Genomic DNA, 20,780 nt, shown 5'->3' on the forward strand with positions numbered 1-20,780 from the left:
TTCGAAGAGTTGGGGACTTCTATCTGGCCACCAGCGGCGACACGCACTTGGCCGTTGACACCTAGGATGCTCCACCATTTCGGATCAGGGGAGATGAGGGTGGGAGGAGCATCGGCGGAAGGTCTGGCCGAATTACTTTCCGAGTTGAAGCAGCGCAGCGGCCGCAGTTACGAGGCCCTGGGACGCCGCACCGGCATGAGCCGATCCACGGTGCACCGTTACTGCCGCGGCGAGATCGTGCCCGACAACTACGGGACGATAGAGCGCATCGCCAGAGCGTGTGGTGTGAGCAAGGCCGAACTGGATGAGCTGTACCGGCGCTGGACGTACGCAATCGCCTCTCAGGAACACGTAGGGACAGGGACGCCGAAGTCCGTGCCGCCGCCACATATCGGCACCGCCGAGAACGCGCCGCCCCCTGATCAGCAGGTAACGAGAGAGAACCTTCTGGACCAGGAGGCGGCCGGGAGAGCTCCTGAGCCGTCGGCGAGCGGCGTGATCTCGTGGCGGTCCAAGTACATCCATGGGCGGTACGGATTCACGTTCCTCGGTGTGGCGCTGGTGATCCTGTGCGTGTTCGTCCTGACGGCGAGCACATCGCCCGCGCGGCAGCCTTCCCGGCAGACGCCGCAATGGGTGAACGGCCCCTCGTGGACCCTGCCCGAGGCGCCGGTGCCGCGCACGCTCTTCGGTGTCACCCTCAACAGCGCGACCGGGGCCATGCCGACGTTCCGGGTAGGCGCGGTGCGCCTGTGGGACGGCGGGACCCGTTGGGCGGAGATCCAGCCGGAGCGGGCCGTGTTCGATTGGTCAGTGCTTGACCGGCACATCGACGGCGCGGAAAAGGCCGGGCTCCCCGTGCTGTTCGTCGCGGGTGGCACTCCCGCGTGGGCCAGTCCCGCAGGTCCGCCGGCCCCCTACTCGGACGGCTCACGAGCGGCGCCGCCCGACGACCTGAACGACTGGGACACATTCGTACGCGCTGTGGTGAAGCGCTACAGAGGACGCATCCAGGCCTATGAGCTTTGGGTGTTGGGCAACGATCGACGATTCTACGCGGGCAGCATGGAAACGCTGGCGGAGATGACGCGCCGGGCCAGCCGGATCATTCGGGCGGCGGACCCCAAAGCGACCCTGGTATGCCCCGGCATGGGGCAGTTATGGACCGACGAAGGTCGTCAGATGCTACAGCGGTTCGCCGCACTCGGTGGGTACGGCTACTGCGACGTCGCCGGGATCAAGCTCTACCAACGCAGCCCGACCGACCCACCCGAAAGCATGCTGGAACTCGTCACCACCGCCGATCGGGCGTTCCATCAGACCGGTATCCACCCCCGGGTGTGGAACACCGGCACCACCTATTCGATTCTGCTGCAGGGGCCGCTGGACGAGACCACAGCCCGGAATTATGCCGTGCGCTTCTTTCTCACCGGGTTGTACGCGCGCAATTTGAATCTCGAACGCATGTATTTCTACAACTGGGGTGGCACCAAAATCCCGATCGTCCTGCAAGCGGTAGGAGGGGTCCCCACCCGCGCCGCGCTGGCAGTGGAACAACTGCAACGGTGGCTGGTCCACGCCGGCAGCCGGTCATGCGGCCACGGGATGGCCATCAACCTGCCGGAGAACGTCTGGCAGTGCGAGGTGACCGTCACCAAGCCTGGGGATCGCCACGAGGCGACGATCCGCTGGACGATCGACGGAACGGCCGAGACCACGGCCGGCCCTCGCGTCCGCGCGGTGCGTCGACTCGACGGCACCACGGAGGCAATCCAGCCAGGAGACGCGATCACGGTCACCGAGGAGCCGATCCTCATCGAGTCTCGGCCCTAGGTCCGCCCGGGCTCCGTCCACCGGAACTCACCGCGTTGAAGACCGCACGGAGGCGGAGCCGCGTGTGGGTGGAGTACCGAACGCTCTGGCGGTGACGGGGCGTCCCACTTCTCTGCGTTCCCGCAGGTGGGATGGGGGTTTTCGTCCCACCATCCCAGGCGAGCGTCTGGGCGTTGCCGGTGGTGGCGGTTGCTGTCACTGTGTCTCACGTCACGGGGGACGGACGCCAGCTCGTTCACGAGCGGCCAAGAAATGTTGTGCATCGGCGCCGGACCTGATCGTCGTACGCCCAGACCTAGATTAAGGACCACACATGGCATCAGGAAAGCACAACTTAGTCCGCTGGCTCGCCGTATCGTTCGCGCTGGCCGTGTCGGCCATCGCCATTCAGACTCCGATCGCGGCGAACGCCGACGACGTGCCCAGCATCCAGGCGCCAGAGAAGCCGGGCACCGATGCCAAGCCGGCCGACCTCCAGCCGAAGCCGCTGGACGCGACCCCGCTGCAGCCCAACCCCGACCCCACTGCCGCACCGCAGGCTCCGGCCGCCGCCGCCGTGGAGTGCTGCGGTCTCGTCATTCGTTACGACAGCATCCAGAACCTCGTCATCGCCGCGAACATCAACAGCACCAACGTCGGCAAGGGGTCGAACTGCAACATCTGGAACTTGGGCGGGGGCAATGTCTGGAACCCGGTGAACCCCGGAGGCAACTGCGACACGCGTAGCATGAACGGCCAAACCTACAGCTGGAACATCTGGGCTGACACCGACGCGTTCACGATCCAGTACGAGGCCTACTGGCTGAGCTTCCACGGGTCGTGGCGAAGGGTGAACGCCAACGTCTACACCAAGATCAGCAGCATCGAGACGGCAAAGTGCTACCGCGAGTCGGACGGCGTCAACTGCTACGTCGTCTATTAGAACCGAGCCGCCAGACCTGCCATCCTTCCGTGGACGAACCACTGATCTCGGATGCCCGTCAACCGGATCAAGCCCATGTACAGCGAAGTCTCGTCCACAGAGACGCACCGAGCGCTCAAGAAACTCGATGAGCGGTTGGAGTCGTAGCAGAGAGTCCAGCACCGACGTAGGTTGACAAGGCCATTCCCCTTAATCACGGGGAATGGCCTTCTACGTGGGGCAAGCGCCGGCGTCTCGTCCTACTGTGCCTACGCGGGCTCATTCGGCGTACCGGGGCGGCTTGTCAACAGCCTCCCCAAAACCTGACCCCTTTCCAACGTCTGAAATCGTAAGCATTCAGAAGTGGCGTGAGCGCCGCCCGCTCGGTGGGTGATCGTTGGGTGCCGAAGATTCCGGAGCGTCGCCCGTCGTATGACGAGCTGGCCGCGCTGGTGGTCCGGCAGATGGCCACGATCGAGGCCCAGCGGGAAACGATCGCGCGGTTGGAAGCGTCCGTGGAGCGGTTGAGCGCGCGGGTCGCGGAGTTGGAACGCCGGCAGGGCCGTAACCGATCGTGACAAGGAGTACGAGCATGTAGCTTGACCTGCACGGATGAATAATCGGCACCCGCAACGCTTCCTGTGCGGACTGGCGGACGAATGTCCGCGCGAATCCGCGTCCGTCACCGAGACGGGGACAATCGGCGTCGCTACGCAGAGCGAACACTCCATACCCACAACGGCTCATTGACCAGGCGGTTCTTGTTGATCAGCCCGGCGGCTCCGAAGGGCACCGGCCGAGGCGCGGCCGCCTGCCGGCGTGAACACCGCATTGATCCTTGACAGCGACGGCATCGACGCGCGACCTTGGATGCCGGGCTGTTCGGGGCAGAGTCGCATTATCCATTCCGGCGACGGATCCGCCAAAGCAGGGGCGATCTATCGCTACTCACGGGCCAAAGGGTGGACTGTGGACTATGCCGCGATCCTTTCAGCAGGTGGATACTTCGAGGCGCCCGCGAACGCCGCTTACCAGGTCGGGGTCGGCGACTTCACGATCGAGGCCTGGATAAGGACGGCCACCGCCGCAAGCTCCGGAACCATCGTCGGGCGGCAGGGCAAGAAGAGCATGCGGCAAGGTGGTTTCCGGCTCTATGTCAAGCCCGACGGCTCGGTGACCTTCCATACCAACGACGGCGTCAACCTCTATGAGGTGTCCACCCCCGTGTCGACGGTGAACGACGGTTACTGGCACCACCTGGCGGCGGTCAGGCAAGGCGAGGCGATGAAGGTCCACCTCGACGGAAGGGCGATGCCCGGCACCGGGGGCGGGCGCGGCCGGTCTCCGCTGAACGTCAACAGCGACCAGCGGCTGACGATCGGCACCAGCGACCAGGGCGAGGAACCGTACCAGCTCTTCACCGGCAGCGTGGGTTCCGTCATGTTCTGGCAGGCCGCGAGAGATCCTGGGCAGATAGCGGCCGACCTCGGCGCTCCCTTGCGCGGCGACGAGGAACGGCTGGCCGGCTACTGGAACTTCGACAGGCAGGACGGCACGGACGGCTCCCGTGCCGGCAACGGCCTGCAGGCGGTCGGCACCATCGGCTACGCGACGCCGGGCCCTCCGCTCGGCCGGGTCATCACCGAGGCCCCCGCGTTCACCTCGATCACCTACGACCAGGACGTGCTCCACGCCGAGTGGCCGCCGGTCGCGCAGGACCCGGTAACCGGCTACGTCGTCGAGATCCTGGCCGCCTCCGGCCTCCGGGTCGCGAACGGGCAGGTCGCCGACGGCCGCCGGACCGGCACCGTCACCACGGACCTGCAGGGCCGCCTGCCGCTCGACACCGCGCTGACCGTGCGCGCGCGTGCGATCGGTGACGCCGTCTCGGGCCCGTGGGGGCCGTCCCGGCCGGTCGTCACGGCGGTGCCGTCAGGAGTGCTGGTGACGACCGACGGCACGGTGATGACCGCTCGCTGGCAGGCCGTCCCCAGCGCCGCCGGAAGCACCGAAAGCACCGGAAACACCGGATCCAGTGAAGCGGCCGGAGCGGTGGCGATCAACGGGTATACCGCGCAGCTCGCCACGGATGGCGTCTGGGGTGAGCCCGCCGGCGGCACCGCCACGCGGGCGGACTTCCCCGGCACGCCCGCGCCGGGCACGATCTACCGGGTCCGCGTCCGTGCCAGGACGGACGCGAGCAGCGGGCCGTGGAGTCCCGCCGCGCCGGGGCCGTATCTGCGGAACCAGGTCGTCGAGCGCGACGGGCTCGGCCGGGTGAGGCGAGTCGCCGACGAGAAGTCGGCCACCAGCTACAGCCAGGACGCTCTGGGCAACATCACCTCGATCAACACGGTCGCACGCTGACCTTCCAGCCCAGCCGCGCTGGATCAACACGGCAGTCCAAGGGAGCGATCCAATGCCGCAACTCGGCCGTCCCGCACCGAGCCTGCAGTTCGTGAGCTCGGCTGGTGACCCGCAGCCTGTCTGCGAGCTGACGGCGGTCTCCTCTCCCCGCCTGCTCGAACCGTGTTGCGGCGGGTTTCCCGCGCTGAGCGGCACCCTCGCGATGTGGGTCTCGACCACGAGTGTCACCGGGGGCGAGACGCTGTTCCGCTACACCTCGCCGTCAAGGTCCAGAGTCGGGGCGTTGACGGTCTCCAGTGCGGCGAACATAGAGGTCCGTATGGGCACGGCCGGGACCGGTCCGACAGGGGTGGCGATCAACGACGGCGGCTGGCACCGGCTCGCCGTGACCTATGCCGCGGGCGGGCAGGCCGGCCACTACACGGTGTGCGTCTACGTCGACGAGAACCTGTTGTTCATGTCGTCCGCCGGGCTCGCCACCACGGCCCGCCCGATGCCGGGAGGCGATCTGACCATCGGCGGCGGCCTCGCCTCCCCCGCCGACCTGACCGGACGGCTCAGCGAGGTCCAGGTCTGGGACAGAGCTCTCACCGCCTCGGAGGTGGCCACCGGCCTGTTCCGCCGTGCCGCGCCGGAGGCGGCCGGGCTGGTGCTCAACTGGCCGCTGAACGTGCCACCGCCGCACAACCCCGCCGCCGTCATCACGGGCTCCTCTCTCCGGTTCCGTACCGGAGCCCTGTCGGCCGCCTGGGATCCGGTGGCCGGCGATCCGGAGGGCTACCAGGTGAGGCTGTGCACGGTCGACGGCCTGTGGAGTCGCAACGACCTCGGCTTCACCGATCCCGGCAACACCTACATCGTCACCGACCATCCGCTCAGCACCCGGTTCGGCGCCGCCGTGGCCGCCTTCGCCGGCGGCCTGCAGGGGCCCTGGAGCCCCACCGTCACGATCACGGCGTTCGAGCTCTCGCCTCCGTCCGTGACGCTGGCCTGGGACGCGACCGCCGAACGCCTCACCGCGGGGTGGGGGGACGTGGCGCAGCGGCAGACCTTCACCCTTGAGCTCTACCAGGACGCCGACGCGGCTCCGCAGACCATCCTGCCCGGGCGGACGGCACTCGCCTACGACGCGACCGGCCTGCTCGACAGCGACTCCGCCTGGCGTCTGGACGTCCGCGCCGCCGCGCTCGGGTCGCTCGGGCCCGCGCAGCCGAGGCAGGCCTCGCCGCAGGCGGTCCTGGAAGCCGGATACCGGATGGCGGACAAGATCCTGAACTGCCGGTGGCCGGCTCGCCCGGACGCCGAGGGGTTCCGGCTGCGGGTGGCGCCGGCCCCTGGCGGCATGACGACGCAGGCACCGTACATCGAGACGCTGTCACCGGCCTCGACAGGGCGATCGCTCGCGGACACCGCGTACCCGCTGGCCGCCGGGACGCTCTACACCGTGGAGCTCAGGGTCTTCGGACACGGCACGATCGGACCGTGGACCCGGGTCAGGCTCACCCCGCACACCGTGCCCGCACCGGTTCTCGACTGGCGATACGGATCGGCGGCGGACATCCTGGACGCCGTCTGGGCCGAGGTGTCCCCCGGCTCGGTCTACGACGTGGACCTGTACAAGGACGCCACCCTGGTCGTCCACGAAACGGGTCAGACGGCCCGCGTCCGTCCCATGACGACGCTCCTGGCCGATCCCGAGGGCTACCGTCTCGCGGTGTCCGCCGTGGAGGGCGGAATCACCGGACCGGCCAACACCCCCCTCGCGCCGGCGGCGGCGGCGCCCGTGTCGCGCCATCTGGTCGCCTCGCACACCATCGAGGTGACCTGGTCGGCGCGGCAACCCGACGCCTACCTCCGGCTGTTCAAGGACGGGGCGACGACCGCGTTCGCGGCACAGCGGTCGACCGCCGGGGTGGTCGCCTTGCCCGCGCCCCCGGTCGACTTCCCCGACGGCACCGTCGTGGAGTGCGGGGTACGCGGGCTCACCCCCGGCTGTCTCGGTCCGATCGAAAGCACGAGCCTCACCATCCGGCAACTCGCCGCCCCCGCGCCTGCCATCGGCTACACCGCTCCCGCCACCATGGGCGGGTCACCCGTTCTCACCATGAGCTGGCCCGCGATCAACCCACCGCTGACCGTGGCCTATGAGCACCGGACCACCACGAACGGATCGGCGGGCCCGGCCGTCACGGTCACCGGCCTCAGCGAAGTGGTGACCGGGCTGCTGCGTACGGACGGCACGATCAGCGTGGCCGTGCGGGGCACCGCGGAACGCAACGTCGGCCCCTGGAGCACGGAAACCACGGCGGTCACCCCCGGAGCGCCGACCGCCGTCCACGACCGGGTCACCGGCATGCTGCGGGCGAGCTGGACCGGCGACGCCGCCACCGAGCACTACTACGTCGAGATGGTCCTGGCGGGCGAGAACGTCCCCGAGTACCGCACGTGGCTCGACGGCACCGTGAACCACGCGGAGATCCCGGCGAGCGGAGGGGCGGACGGGAAGCAGGCCACAGTACGGGTACGAGCCGTACGCGGCGCGGCACTGAGCCCGTTCGCCGAGGCCGTAACGACCCTGCCGCCGCTTCCCGCGCCCATTCCCGACCCTCTCACCTACGCGCGCGCTCCGGCGAAGCAGATCACCGTGGCCTGGCGGTACGACTCCGCCCCGGGTGCCACGCTCCTCGGTTTCCTGGCCGAGCTCGACGCCCAGGAGAGCGGTGACAGCCAGACGCGGGACGTCACCGATCCCGGGGGGCGCAGCGCCGTGTTCTCCGACTCCACCGCGCATCCCCTCACGACGGGACGGACCTACTCCGCACGGGTCCGGGCTCGGGTGCGGACGGTGAGCGGGTCGACCGAACTCGGGCCGTGGAGCGGTCCGGCCACGATCGCGTTCGGCGTGGGCAGGCTCGGCCTGCGGGCTTTCAGCGTGACCTCGAACGACGCCGGAGACCTCACCCTCGGCTGGACCATGGAGGAACCGGTCGAGTCGGCCACGTTCGAGGCCCGCGTCCGGTCGCGGACGCCCGGCCTGGAGTTCGGCCGTTCCGGCATCGCCGGAACGGCCGTGATCCTTCCCGCCGCCGAGACCCATGTGGTGAACGGAACCGCCTACACCGTAGAGGTCAGAGTGGTCGTGCCCTATGGCGGGGCGGAACCGGCGTACGGGCCGTGGGCCTCTCGCGAGGTGACGGCGGGCCAGGCCGAGCGGCCGCCGGTCCCCGGCACGCCGGAGCGCGGCGACCCGGTGAACCTCGCCACCGGGGCGCTGGGCTATGCCAACCGGGACCTCGTCGTTCCCGGGGTCGTGCCGCTGGTCTTCGAGGTCGCCTACCGCGGCGACCTCGCGCTGCCCGGCGACGAGCCTTCCCTGCCCGCCACGCCGATGGGCGCCCGGTGGAACCACTGCTACAACACGCGGGTGGTGCGGGCCCCGGACGGGACGGCCGTGACCGTGAGCTGGGGAGGTGAAGGCCTGTCCACGGTGGTCTTCGACGTGCCGGCGGGGACGACCGGCGACCATCCTCAGCGCGGCGTGCCGACCGGCAGCACCCTGCAGGTGGACGCCTCTCTGAACTACCGCCTGACCACCCGGGAACAGTCGGTCTACGGGTTCGACCCGGGCGGCGCGCTGCGCACGATCACCGATCCGCCGGGGAACACGACCGAGCTGACCTACCGGAACGGGCGGCTCGAACGGGTGACCGAGCCGTCCGGCCACTGGCTGGAGCTCAGTTACCACCCCGGCGGCCGGGTGGCCTCGGTGACCGCCGACACCGGGGCGGCCGTCTTCTATGCCCATGACACGGCCGGGAATCTGACGGCCGTCACCGACCCGCTGGGCGGCACCCGCCACTTCACGTACGACGGCCGGTCGCGCATGACGACGGCGACGGACACCACCGGGGCGATCATCCTTGAGAACACCTACACCGACGGGCGGGTGACCTTCCAGCGCGACGGCCGGGCGATCGCCGCGGGAGAGCCATGGGGCACCACCTTCGCGTACGCGCTGTCCGGCGACACGCGGACGATCACGACCACCGTGACCGACCGTCTCGGCCAGGTGAGCGTCCACACGCTCGGCGCCGCGACCCATCTGCCGTCGGAAGAGGTCGTCCAGCTCGGGAACGACCGGGTACGACGCACCCGCTACACCCATGACGGAAACGGCAGAATGGTGACCCGATCGGTGTTCGAGGGCCCCGCGGCCTCGTCCGAGCGCGGCAACCTGTGGCGGTACGCCTATGACGGCCGTGGCAACCGGACGAGCGTGACCGACCCGCTCGGCGGCGTGGAGCGGAGCGTCTTCGACGAGCTCAACCGGCTGCGCGGCCGTACCGACCGGCTCGGCAACACCACGGTCTACGAGTACGACGGGATGCTCCCGCGGCGGGTCGTCGTCCCGACCGGCCAGGTCGCGACGGTCACCTACCGGCCGGGGACGTTCAAGGGTCTTCCGCAGACGATCACCGACATCTACGGGGCCGTGAGCACGCTCACGTACGACGAGCACGGCCGGATCGCGACGGTGTCCGACCCCGGCGGGATCACCCAGCTCGGCTACGACCGCTGGGGCTGGCCGCGCACGGTCGCCCGGCGGGCCGTCGCCGGCGAAGGCGATGCCGGGATCTCCGCGGCACGGACGGAGATTCGCGAGTGCGACGCGATGGGCCGCCTCGTCGGCAGGCGGGTCCGCTTCGCGAACCAGCCGGAGAGCGCGGCCTTCGTCACCGCCTGCGCCTACGACGGAGAAGGCCGGATCACCAGCGTCACCGACCCGTTCGGCCATGTCACCCGATACCTGTACGACCAGGCGGGGCTGCCCCGGAGCATCGTCCGGCCGAGCGGTGACGCGATCACCCTCGGGCACGACCGTGAGGAGCGCCTCGTCTCCGCGGATCTCGGTGCGGGGGTGGTCGAGCGGGGAACCTTGGACCCGCTCGGCCGCGTCGTGACCGAGACCGACCCGGGCGGCCATCTCACCCTCCACGCCTATGCCATGGCGACCCGCGCGAGCGCGCCGCCCGGCACCACCCCGTTCGACCTCACCGAGACGGTCACGCTGCCCGAGCCGGGCCCCAGTGGAGCGGGCCCGCTGACCCGCCGCACGACGCTCGACGCGCTGGACCGGGAGGTGTCGCGCGTCGACACCGCCGGAGGGGAGACGACCACCCGCTACGAGAGCATCCCGCTGGCCGGATCTCCTCCGACGTGGGGTCTGCGCGTCACCACCGCGCTACCGGTGGCCGACGGCACGCAGGCCGCCCCCTTCACCCGTAGCGTCACCACCGACGCCCTCGGCCGGGTGGTCGAGCAGGTGAACGAGCGGGGCATGAGCACCCGCTACGCCTACGGGCCTGCCTCGACCGTGCCCGGCCACGGCTCCGCCGTCCTGGCCGTCACCGTCACCGGCTCCGGGGGCGGCACCCATCTGCGGCTCTTCGACGGGCTGGGCCGTCTGGTGGAGGTCCGGCGCGGCCAGGGGGCGAGCGCCCGGTCCACGACGCTCGCCTACGACCCGCTGGACCGCGCGATCGGCGTCGCCAAGGCCGGCGGCGACCGTACCGCTTCGACCACCACCTCGGCCTACTCCTACGCCGATGGGCTGGTCGGCCTGGTCGTCGACACCGACCGCGCGGGCGGCCCGGCCTTCCGGTTCGACGCGGCGGGCAGGCTGCGCGAGGTCACCGGCCCGGCCGGGCAGAACGAGACCTACACCTACACGCCCAACGGGCAGATCGCTTCCTTCCGCAACGGCCGGGGCCAGGTGGTGACGTACGGATACGACACCGCGGGACGCCTGATCGACATCACCGTGCCCGGCGGGCCGTCGATCCACCACATCCTGGACCCGAACGGCAACCGGGCGGAGACGCGCGTCGGCGACGTCGCCGAGATCGTCCGCACGTTCGACACGCTGGGACGGCTGAGCGGCCGGACCTCGGGCGGCCAGCGGACCGGCTATACCTACGCGGCGCTCGGCGGCATCGACACCCTCACCTATCCCTCGCCCGCCGGGGAACAGCCGGTGACCGTGCGGCACACCTACGACGCGCTGGGACGGCTCAGGAAGGTCACCGACTGGGCGGGCCGGGTGACCACCTACGGCTACCATCCGACCGGCGAGCCCGCCGATGTCACCGCACCCGGCGGGGTCCGGACGACCACCGGCCTCGACGACGAAGGCCGCCTGCGCGAGCTGTCCACCTGGCTCGGCACGGCACTGCTCGCCCGCGCGACCTACGGCTACAACGCGTTCGGCGAGGTCACCGAGGTGCGGGAGATCCTCACCGCCCGGCCGGACCCGGTGAAAGACCGGTCAATGGTGTACGAGCAGGGCCGCCTGACCGGCGTGGACGGCGTCGTCCCCGGCTATGACGGCGACGGGAACATGAGCCAGATACCGGAGGTGAAGGGAACGGCCACCTACGACGTCTTCAACGCGCTCATAGATCTCGGGAGCCGGAAGGCGACCTATGACGCGGACGGCCTGCGGGTCCGGGTCCAGCGGGATCAGAGCGCCACCATCTATCGCTACGACGTCGGAGGCTATGCCCATCCCTGGAGGGAGCAGGCCGACCCGGTCCGCGCCGTGAGCGCCGTTCCCGCGTCCTGGACGGCGGGGTGCGATCGCCTGCTGGTCGCCGAGACCCCGGCGGCCCGCGACCGGTACGTGCACGGTGTGGGCCTGATCGGCGCCGAGGACGCCGCGGGGCGGTTCACCACATACGTCTTCGATGGCCAGGGGAGCACGATCGGCCTGGTCCGTGACGGCGTCCTCGTGGCGCGGCACGCCTACGACCTGTTCGGGACGCGGACGGGCGGCGACCCGCTCGACCAGCCGTACGGTTACGCGGGCCGGTCCGGCGTGGTCACCGACACCCCCGAACTGCTGCACATGCGGGCCCGCGTCTACGCCGCCCACCTGGCCCGTTTCACCGGACACGATCATCTGTTCGGCCCTCCCGTCGACGGCCGCCGGACGAACCGGTACATCTACACGAGGAACGACCCGCTGCTGCACGCCGATCCTCTCGGTCTGGACTTCCTCTCCCTATGGGGCCCGCTCTTCGGCGGGATCGGCGCCCTCTTCGTCTTCGGCGCCGGGCTCGCGATCTTCGGCCCTGAGATCGCCGCCGCCCTCGGACTGGCGGCCCCCGCGCTGGCGGCCCCCGCGCTGGCGGCCCCGGCGGTGGCGGCTCCGGCGCTGGCGGCCCCGGCGGCGTTGGGCTCGGCCGAGGGACAAGGGCTCGGCAGCGTCGTGCGCCAGGTCACAAGCCAGCTCCTGCGGCGCTCAGCCGCTCGGATACCCGACGTCATCGAGATGCAAGAGCTCCTCTAGGAGGCACGGCGAGATGCTGAGGCTGGATGACCTGCGTGAAGCGGCTGACGCCTACACGGGGACCGTGCGATTCACCTTGCCGCTGGCCTCGCTGGCCGGGGTGGGCGACGTGCTGCTCAGCTATGACAGCGGGATGGTGGACGCGGTAAGGGACGGGTGGAACCTCGCGGCGCCGACGGGGGTGGCGGGGCTCGGCTGGACGCTGGAGACGGACCGGATCAGCATGGGTCCGGACGGGTACCGGCTGCGGTTGAACGGAGCCGGCTACCGCCTGCTTCCCGACGGTGACGCGTACGTCACCACACCCCACACGTTCTGGCGGTGCACCCGCACGACCGGGGACGCGTGGACGGTGATCCTCGACGACGGCACCCGGCTCGTCTTCGGCGGCGACGGTGAGAACGGCGCCGTCGAGTGGGGCCACACCGTCGGCGGGTGGACCGGGGCGAGCGTCCAGACCAAGGGCCGCAGGCGGGCGGCGACCGGCTGGTGGCTGTCCTCCCGCACCGACGTGTGGGGCAACACCACCACCTACACCTACCTGCAGGACACGGCTCAGCTCGCAGGCGGCGCGCCGTTCACCCGCGCCACCTATCTCCGCGGTGTCGAAGGACACGACGGCGGGCGGCTGGAGCTGGCGTACACGGACAAGGACCCGCGCGAGTACGCCGACCCGCACCACGGCTCCCCCGCCTGGCAGTCGCGGTACGGCACCCGGGCGCTGGCATCGGTGGCCGCGATCACTCCCGCGGGGACGACGCTGACCATCACCACCCTCGGGTACGGCGACACCGGCGGCCCGGCGACGATCGGTACGGGCGACCGGATCAAGCGCCTGCTCACCACGGTCGGCCGGACCACTCCCGGAGGCTACCCGGTGCCCGCCGTCGGTTTCGGCTATGACCTGTCGGCGATCTCGCCTTCCCACGGCGCCCTGCTCACGGTGACCACGTCGGCCGGCGGGGTGGCGGAGTTCGCCTACAACCGTCCCGCGCCTGCGCTCGCCCGGCGCGACATCCCCCTCACCCCTCCCCCACGCGCCGGGCGCACGGAACCCGGGATCACCTTCGGCGACGACTACGCCGTCGTGCTCTGGCCGGGCGACGACGGCACCACGACCGCCAACGCCTACCGGTGGGAAGGACGCTGGGTGGGCGGCACCGTTCCCGTGCCGGCCGGAACGTACGAGTCACTTCGCGTGATCCCCGGCACGCGGTGCTTCGCCATCGTCGGCGCCACCACCTACACGCTCTTCCACGCCGACCCCGAGACGCCCGGCGGCTGGACCGGCTCGGCCACCGCCGAACCCATCGGGCTGCCGGCGGATGAGGCGGTCGCCGCGGCAGGGGCGGACGGGGCCCTGGCGCTACTGGCCTCCCGCACGGGCACGATGGTCGTCCGGTGGTTCGACGGCGCGGCCTGGCAGAGGCTGGACTGCGCGGCCCCGGCAGGGACCACGCTGGCCTCACTGGACGGCGCCGGTGAGACGATCACCCGGATCTGCGCGGGAGGCCCAGGACCCGATCTCGATCTCGATCTCACGTTGGTGCGCCCCCACCCGGTCACGGGCTGGAGCGCGCAGTCCTACCGCCTGCGGTCGTGGACCGCGGGGCTGAACCGGCTGAACGTCGCCCAGGGCGACGGCTTCGCCGTGCTGACCTGCGAGGGCCTTTCTGGCACCGAGCGCGCCGTGACCTGGCAGGCCGTGCGGTGGGACGCCGGCGCGCCGGTGACGGCTCCCCTGGGCGGGAGGACCACCAGCGACACCACCGGCGCGTTCCCGCCGGTGGCCCTGCGCCGCGACACCGTGCTGATCGGCCAGGACGCCTACCGCTACGACGGTGCCGGATGGTTCCACCAGGATCTGTCCCTGCTCGCCCGTCCCGGAGACGCCGTCCTGACCCTGGGCGGGGATCACATCACCCGGGCCACCACCTCGGATCGCTCCTCGGACGGCGCCACCACCTACGACCTGATCGTCTACGACCCGGCCGCCGCGGGCGCGGGCCGCTGGGGGTACGCCGAAGGGCTGAGCGGAGTGAGCGTGCGAGGCGGCACGGCGGCCGCGGCGAGATTCGGCTCCTGGCAACCCGGGGCGACCAGCAGGTACGCGATCATCGACACCGGCCTGGTCCTCCTCGGCGCGTCCGGCGGCTGGACGCGCGCCTTCGACCTCGACGCGGCCTTCACCGGTGCGGAGTTGTTCGCGGAGTCCTATCTGATCTACCAGAGCGGCACAGGGGCCGACGCGGGGATCACCGCCGTACCGCTGGAACCGGGCAGCGCGGCAACGCCGATCAGGCTCCGCGGCGCCCGGCTGACCGGCGCGGGAGCGACGGCCTTCGCGGCCTACACGGGCGTCTGGAACGAGGGCGCCAAGCTGCGGCTGTACCGCGCGGTGACCGGAGACGTGCGCGGTCCGCTCACACCGCTCGCCGTCACGTCGGTGAAGCTGCACGGTTCCGGCGTGCACACGGGAACCGGACCCGACGGGGCCTACAACACGGTTTCCATCGGCTACGCGGTGGCCTCCGAGACAGCGACCGTCTCCGCCGACGGCCACCTGCTCGCCTCCGCGCGGACCACCGTCGCACCCGGCACGGCCGACGCCACCCGGCCGATGAGCGGCCGGACGGTCGTGGAATTCTTCAACGGCCTGACCAGCCAGGAGGCCGCGGGCCTGAGCTATCCGGCGGGTCTCTCGACCAACGCGGCCGCGCACCTGTCCCGAGTGCGCGGCGTGCAGCACTCGGCCACCTGCTACACCCAGGACGGCGGCACCGAGGTGACGCGGGCCACGGGCTGGTGGTGGGCCACGCCCGCGCGTACCGGGCCTCGCGCGATGGGCGCCTGGGTGCGCTCCCGCGAGGACGTCACCGCCGTGGACGGCGTGCCCCAGCACCGCACCCAGGTCCACGACGCCAGGACCGGGCGCGTGACCAGGGTCGGCGAGACGCTGCCTGACGGCACGGCCGTCGAGACCGCCTTCACCTACTGGTGGGAGGTCTACGACCCCGACCGCACCGCGAACCTCCTCACGCCGGTGGTGCAGATCATGACGTCGGCCGCGGGCATGCTCACCGAAGGCATGGTGACGGCCTGGGACGACGACTGGGGCTCGGGACCCGGATGCTGGGCGCCGAGCGCCTCCTACGTGGCGACCCGCCCGGACCCCCGGCCGTTCACCCAGTGGCGCGGTCAGCTGGTGGCGCCGGAGGACGGGTGGCTGCCGCGGGAGACGGTGACATCGCGCACGGCCGGCGGGCTCGTGACCCGGACGCGGGACACGCTCGGCCGCCGGAACACGACTCTGTACGGCGGCGCCGGATCGAGTGCCCTTTTCGGCGGAGCCGACGTCATGGCAGGTGAGGCGTACTTCTACGGATGCGAGCCCGGTGAGAGTCCCGGGCCGTGGCGCTACCGCGCCGCCGACCGCCGCACCGGCCCGGTGGAGGCGCACCTCGTCGCCGGTGAGAGCAACCTCGGCACCCGGAGCCTGCGGATGGTGTCCGACCTCGGGGGGATCGCCGGCCCGTTCGCTTCGTTCGTGCCCGAGGACCAGGACCGGACCTACCTGTTCTCCTGCTGGGCGCAGACACCGCCCGGCTATACCGCAGGAGAGGCCCGGTTCGAGATCACGATCTCCACCCTCGGTGAGTCGCCTCAGCGGCTCGGCGACGCGATCCCGCTCGACGTGCCCGCGACCGGCGGCGGATGGCGCTACCTCAGCGGTGTCATCCCGCTGGCCGCGAGGCGGGGCGGGCAACGCGCGAGCGTCACCATCCGCGGGCGCAACGCCGGGACGAGCGCGCAGGTCCTGGTCGACGGGCTGCGCTTCCAGCCCGTCGACGCGGCGTTCCACGCCGAGGTCACGCACCCCCTCACGGGGCTCCCCCTCGGATCGCTCGGCCCGAACGGCGCGACGTTCCGGCTCATCCGCGACGCCAACCGGATCGTCACCGCGACGCTCGGCCCCGACGACTCGGTGGCACGGCTACGCGTGCCCGGCTTCGCCCGGTTGCTCACCTCCGACGGCGACTACGCCGAGAACCTGCCGAACACACTGCTCGAAGCGGTGGCGGGCGACGGTGCCGTCCACCAGAACTTCGAGGCCTCCGACCGGGCCTTGTGGGACCTGCCTTCCGGATGGGACGTGGCGGCGGGCAGGCTCACGTTCGCCGGCACCGGGGGCGAGGCGGGCACCGTCTCGGGGCCGTGGCGCGACCGTGCCCTGCTCAAGGGTTTCTCCGCTCCCGACTACGTCGTCTACGTCCAGGTCCTGCCGCCCGGAACCGGCGAGCCGACACCACCGGGCGACGTCGCCGTCGGCTGCGGAAACGTGCTCGTCTCCCACAAGGACGGAGCGTGGTCGCTCAAGTACCTGGACGGTTCCACCTGGCGTACTCCGATCACCCAATCGGGCGACTTCACCCATGGCGACCTGGTCTTCTCGGTGCTCGACGGACGGGTGAGCCTCTTCGCGTCCGGCCGCCAGATCCTTTCCGCCCGGCTTCCCGGACTCGTCCCGGACGGCACCCTCGGGCTCTCCCTGACCGGGCCGGGAGCCTTCGCGAACCTCATCGCGCTGACCGATCCAGAGCTGCGGATGACGCTGCACGACGGGAGGGGCATTGCGCAGCAGTCGCTCGAACTGCGCGACTCCCAGCAGGTGGAAGCACGTGGGGTGGTCTACGACGACCTCGGCAGGGTGGCCTATGGCAAGAACCCCGTGCTGGCCCCCGTGGCGGCGACCGGCAACCTCATCGCCGGTGGGGCGACCGCCTACCTCCCGAGCGGGAACCAGACCCTCCAGCACTACCTGGAGCGGGGCAACGGCAGCCCGTTCACCCGGATCGACCACGAGCGCTCCCCGCTGACCAGACCGCTCCGTCTCGGGCTGCCCGGCGACGATCTCGCCGTCGGCGGTGACCACGCCGCCACGATGGCCTACGCGCGCAACACCGTCACCGGCCCGATGCGTGGGCTGGTGCCCGACGCCGCCGCGGGCAACCACCGGCTCCTGGAGGTCACCGGACCGGACGGCGCCCTCGCCCACGCTCTCGCCACGCCCGGCGGGCGGCTGGTGGCGCAGCGCGTCGAGCTCGGCGACGGCACGTCCCTGACACGCGGGTATGCCTACGACGCGGCCGGGCAGCTCACCCGGATCGAACCACCCAGTTCCTTCGACGGCGGCACCGGCCGGCCCACCACGTTCGGCTACGACTTCCTCGGACGGCTGACGCTGCTGGTCACCCCGGAGACGGGCAGTACCCGGTTCGCGTACGACGGTCTCGGCCGACCGCGCTTCCGCATGGACGCGGCCGGCGCGGCGGCAAGCCCGGTCCGGATCGGTTACCGCCGCCTGGACCGGCTCGGCCGGGTGGTCGAGGCGGGCACGATCGCCGACACCGCCGTCGCGTGGGAAGCCGCCATCGAGCATGTGGACGACCCGCGATGGCCGGGGACGGGGGTCGCCCACGAGGTCCGGCAGTCCTTCGTCTACGACACCGCCACGGACGGCGCCGGAGCAGAGGGAGGTGCCGCCATCAACGAGGGGCGGCTCACCTCGGTGGCCGGCACCGGGGTCACCGAGTCGTACGCCTACGACACCCGGGGGCAAGTCACCCGCTATCGCGTCTCGGCACCCGCCTACGCCGACACGGTCTGGGAGTCGTCCTACGCCTACGACGGTCGCGGGCGGCCGGCGAGGATCGACCTTCCCAAGGCCGTCAGCGACGGATCGCCGCCGCTCAGCGTTGCCTACACCTACGACCGGACCGGGCGGGTGGTCGCCGTCGGAGCACCGCCTGACGAGGGCGCCTTCCAGCGGCTCGGGCCCCGTCCCGACACCAGCGGCATCTATTCGCGGTTCGCCTACAACCCCGACGGCACTCCCCGGTCCATCTCCTACGCGGACGGGGCCGTACCGGTGAGGCTGGACTACACGGCGGCGGGCTGGCCGGAGCGGATCACCACCGGAACTTATAGCGAGGAGATCGGCTACGCCGATGGCGGTTATCCCGGACCCGGCGGTTACCACGACGGGAAGGTGGCACGGCGGCGTTCGATGTGGTTCACGGAACCGGGCGCCCTCTATCCCGTGCGTGACACGACCGAGCGGTTCGGGTACGACACGGCGGGACGCGTGATCGCGGCCATGCCCTACCTGGGAGGGGCGGGCGATGGCGTGACCTACTACCGCGACGGCAACCTCCGGGAGGTGCGTCGCGGCGACTCCCTGTCCGTCTACCGCTACACGCCGAAAGACGCCACCCGCGACGTCCTGCTCGCGCAGACGGAGTCGGACAGGGTGCTGGAGGTCGAGACGACGCTCACGACCGGCTGCGACTTCGATCGGCCCAGCGCCGGCTGGACATGGGGCAGCGCCAACGCCGGCCCCGGGGGACCGGCCGTGGAGCCGGTCGTGCCCGACCAGAACGCCAAGTGCCTCCGTCTCCCCGGCGGAGGATCTCCGGGCGGTTCGTGCTACCTGGAGTACCGGTGGCGGTTCGACGCGCGCGGAAGCTACACGGTGGCGTACCGGATCTCCGCCGACGCCGATCTCGCCGGACGCCCCGGGGTCCTCGGCTGGTATGTCACCGTGTCAGGCCCCGACGGCCCGCTCGCCCATCGGCTCGTGCGCGCGCTCGACGGGCTGACCACCACGTGGAGCCCGCAGTCGTTCACCCTCGACCTCGCCACACTCCCGCCCGGTCTCGGCGCCAGTGGCGGCGCGGGCGTGACCGAGGTGGCGTTGCGGCTGGTCAACGGCAGGAACGGCGCGCTACGCGTCGATGACGTCACCATCAGCGGGACGGGATCGAGCGGGTCGCTGGACTACGACCCCGCCGGGCGCGTCACCGGCCTGCCGTCCGCCGGCGTCGGCTCGCTGACCTACACGCCCGGCAACGACGCCGTGAGCGGGTTCGCGTCCGCCGGAGTCTGCCCGTACGACGTCGGTTTCGGCTTCGACGCGGCGGACCGGCCGGTCTGCCGCGTGGCCGCTCCGGACGGCGACGGCTTCACCGTGCGCTCGCTCACGCTGCGCACGCCCGCGGGCTCGCCGCTCGCCCAGTTCGACGCGGTGACCGATGTCGCGGGCAACACGACCGTGCGCCGACGCTACCTGATACCGGGCCCCTTCGGAGCGGTCGCCGTCGAGGACGACGGCCGGATGAGCTATCCGATCCGCGGGGCCGACGGCGGCGTCAGGGCCGTCGTCGATCCCGATGGGCGGCTGATCCGGTATTCCGAGCTGGACGCGTTCGGCCGCCCGCAGAGCGCGCTGCCCCGATCCGCCACGTCTGGGAAACCCCTCCTGCCCCTGCTCGCGGAGGAACTCGACCCGCTCTCCGGCCTGGCGCCCCACGGCACGGCGCCCTACGATCCCGTACTCGGGCGGGCATTGACGCCGGCGGCCGATCCCGGAGGATCGATGTCCGCCGCGGCGCCCGATCCCCTCGCGCCGGCGATCACGACGTCCCCGTACGGCGACGGGTGGTTCGGCCGGGCGGCCGGGCTCAGCACCGTGGCGAGTGGCCTGGTCACCACCGTGACCAATGTGCTGCATCTACATTTCGTCACATCCTGGAAGTACATCCCGCACGCCTGGCCAGTTCACGGCCTGGTCGCCCAGACCCTCGGCTGGAACCCCTACGACTGGTCCGTCTTCGCCATGACGATGGGCGGGCCGCCGGCCACGCGCACCATGCGGGCGGCGGGCGCGCTGATGTTCCTCACTCCGCAGTTGTACGGGTTGCCGCGCTGGGCCTACAACCGCTACCTCACCAGGTCCTGCGCCGATCGCGGCCTGTTCGGCATAGGCTCGGAAAGCCTGGCCGAGGACGTCTACCACCTGCAGTTCTACGGGCCGATGGAGACGATCGGCGGGCAGCGGCTACGGCCGCTGCCGGTCGCCCCCATCCCAGACGGGTTCTACATCTTCGTCATGGACGAGGACGGCGTGTTCCGGTACCGGGACATGAGCGACCGGGCAGGCGGCCACGAGCTGTACGTGCGGCACAGCCAGCTCAACGGCGGCGGGTGCGCCCAGACGGCAGGGATGTTACGCGTCCGGAACAAGCAGAGGGACATCGTGCTGACCAACTCCTCCGGGCACTACACGCCGAGCCTGGCGTCGGTGGAGCAGTGGGCGATCCCGGCTCTGCGTGAGGCGGGCTACCTGACGTGGCGTATCACCGCCATCGACTTCACCCACCTCAACCTCGCCGAGCAGATGCATACCTACCTGAAGGACGGCCTTTTCACGTGACGGGCGACGGCGGGAACTCCCGACGGCCCCGTGCGTAACGGACCGCACGGAATGCCCCC

At 71.0% G+C, this 20,780-nt stretch carries 6 protein-coding genes; all 6 read left to right on the plus strand.

All coding sequences use genetic code 11. The features are described 5' to 3' along the window. Positions 1-99: 99 nt before the first annotated feature. Positions 100-1,833, plus strand: coding sequence for a helix-turn-helix domain-containing protein (locus ACFPZ3_RS31350; protein ID WP_379517892.1), 1,734 nt, complete (start codon positions 100-102; stop codon positions 1,831-1,833). Between the two features lie 313 nt (positions 1,834-2,146). After that, entirely contained in the window at positions 2,147-2,755 is a 609-nt protein-coding gene (locus ACFPZ3_RS31355) for a hypothetical protein (RefSeq protein ID WP_379517893.1), read from the plus strand. Between the two features lie 347 nt (positions 2,756-3,102). Next, the gene (locus tag ACFPZ3_RS31360; protein ID WP_379517894.1) at positions 3,103-3,312 is read left to right on the plus strand and encodes a hypothetical protein; all 210 of its coding nucleotides are present in this window, start codon (positions 3,103-3,105) and stop codon (positions 3,310-3,312) included. A gap of 391 nt (positions 3,313-3,703) precedes the next feature. Beyond that, positions 3,704-5,101 (plus strand): LamG domain-containing protein, encoded by a 1,398-nt coding sequence (locus ACFPZ3_RS31365; protein WP_379517895.1) that lies wholly within the window; start codon positions 3,704-3,706, stop codon positions 5,099-5,101. Between the two features lie 52 nt (positions 5,102-5,153). Beyond that, on the plus strand, positions 5,154-12,449 hold the full coding sequence (locus ACFPZ3_RS31370) for a LamG-like jellyroll fold domain-containing protein (protein WP_379517896.1): 7,296 nt from the start codon (positions 5,154-5,156) through the stop codon (positions 12,447-12,449). A gap of 13 nt (positions 12,450-12,462) precedes the next feature. Continuing rightward, positions 12,463-20,721: a hypothetical protein gene (locus ACFPZ3_RS31375; protein WP_379517897.1), complete on the plus strand. Its 8,259-nt coding sequence runs from the start codon at positions 12,463-12,465 to the stop codon at positions 20,719-20,721. The last annotated feature ends 59 nt before the right edge of the window (positions 20,722-20,780 follow it).

This window comes from Nonomuraea insulae (genome assembly GCF_042656245.1).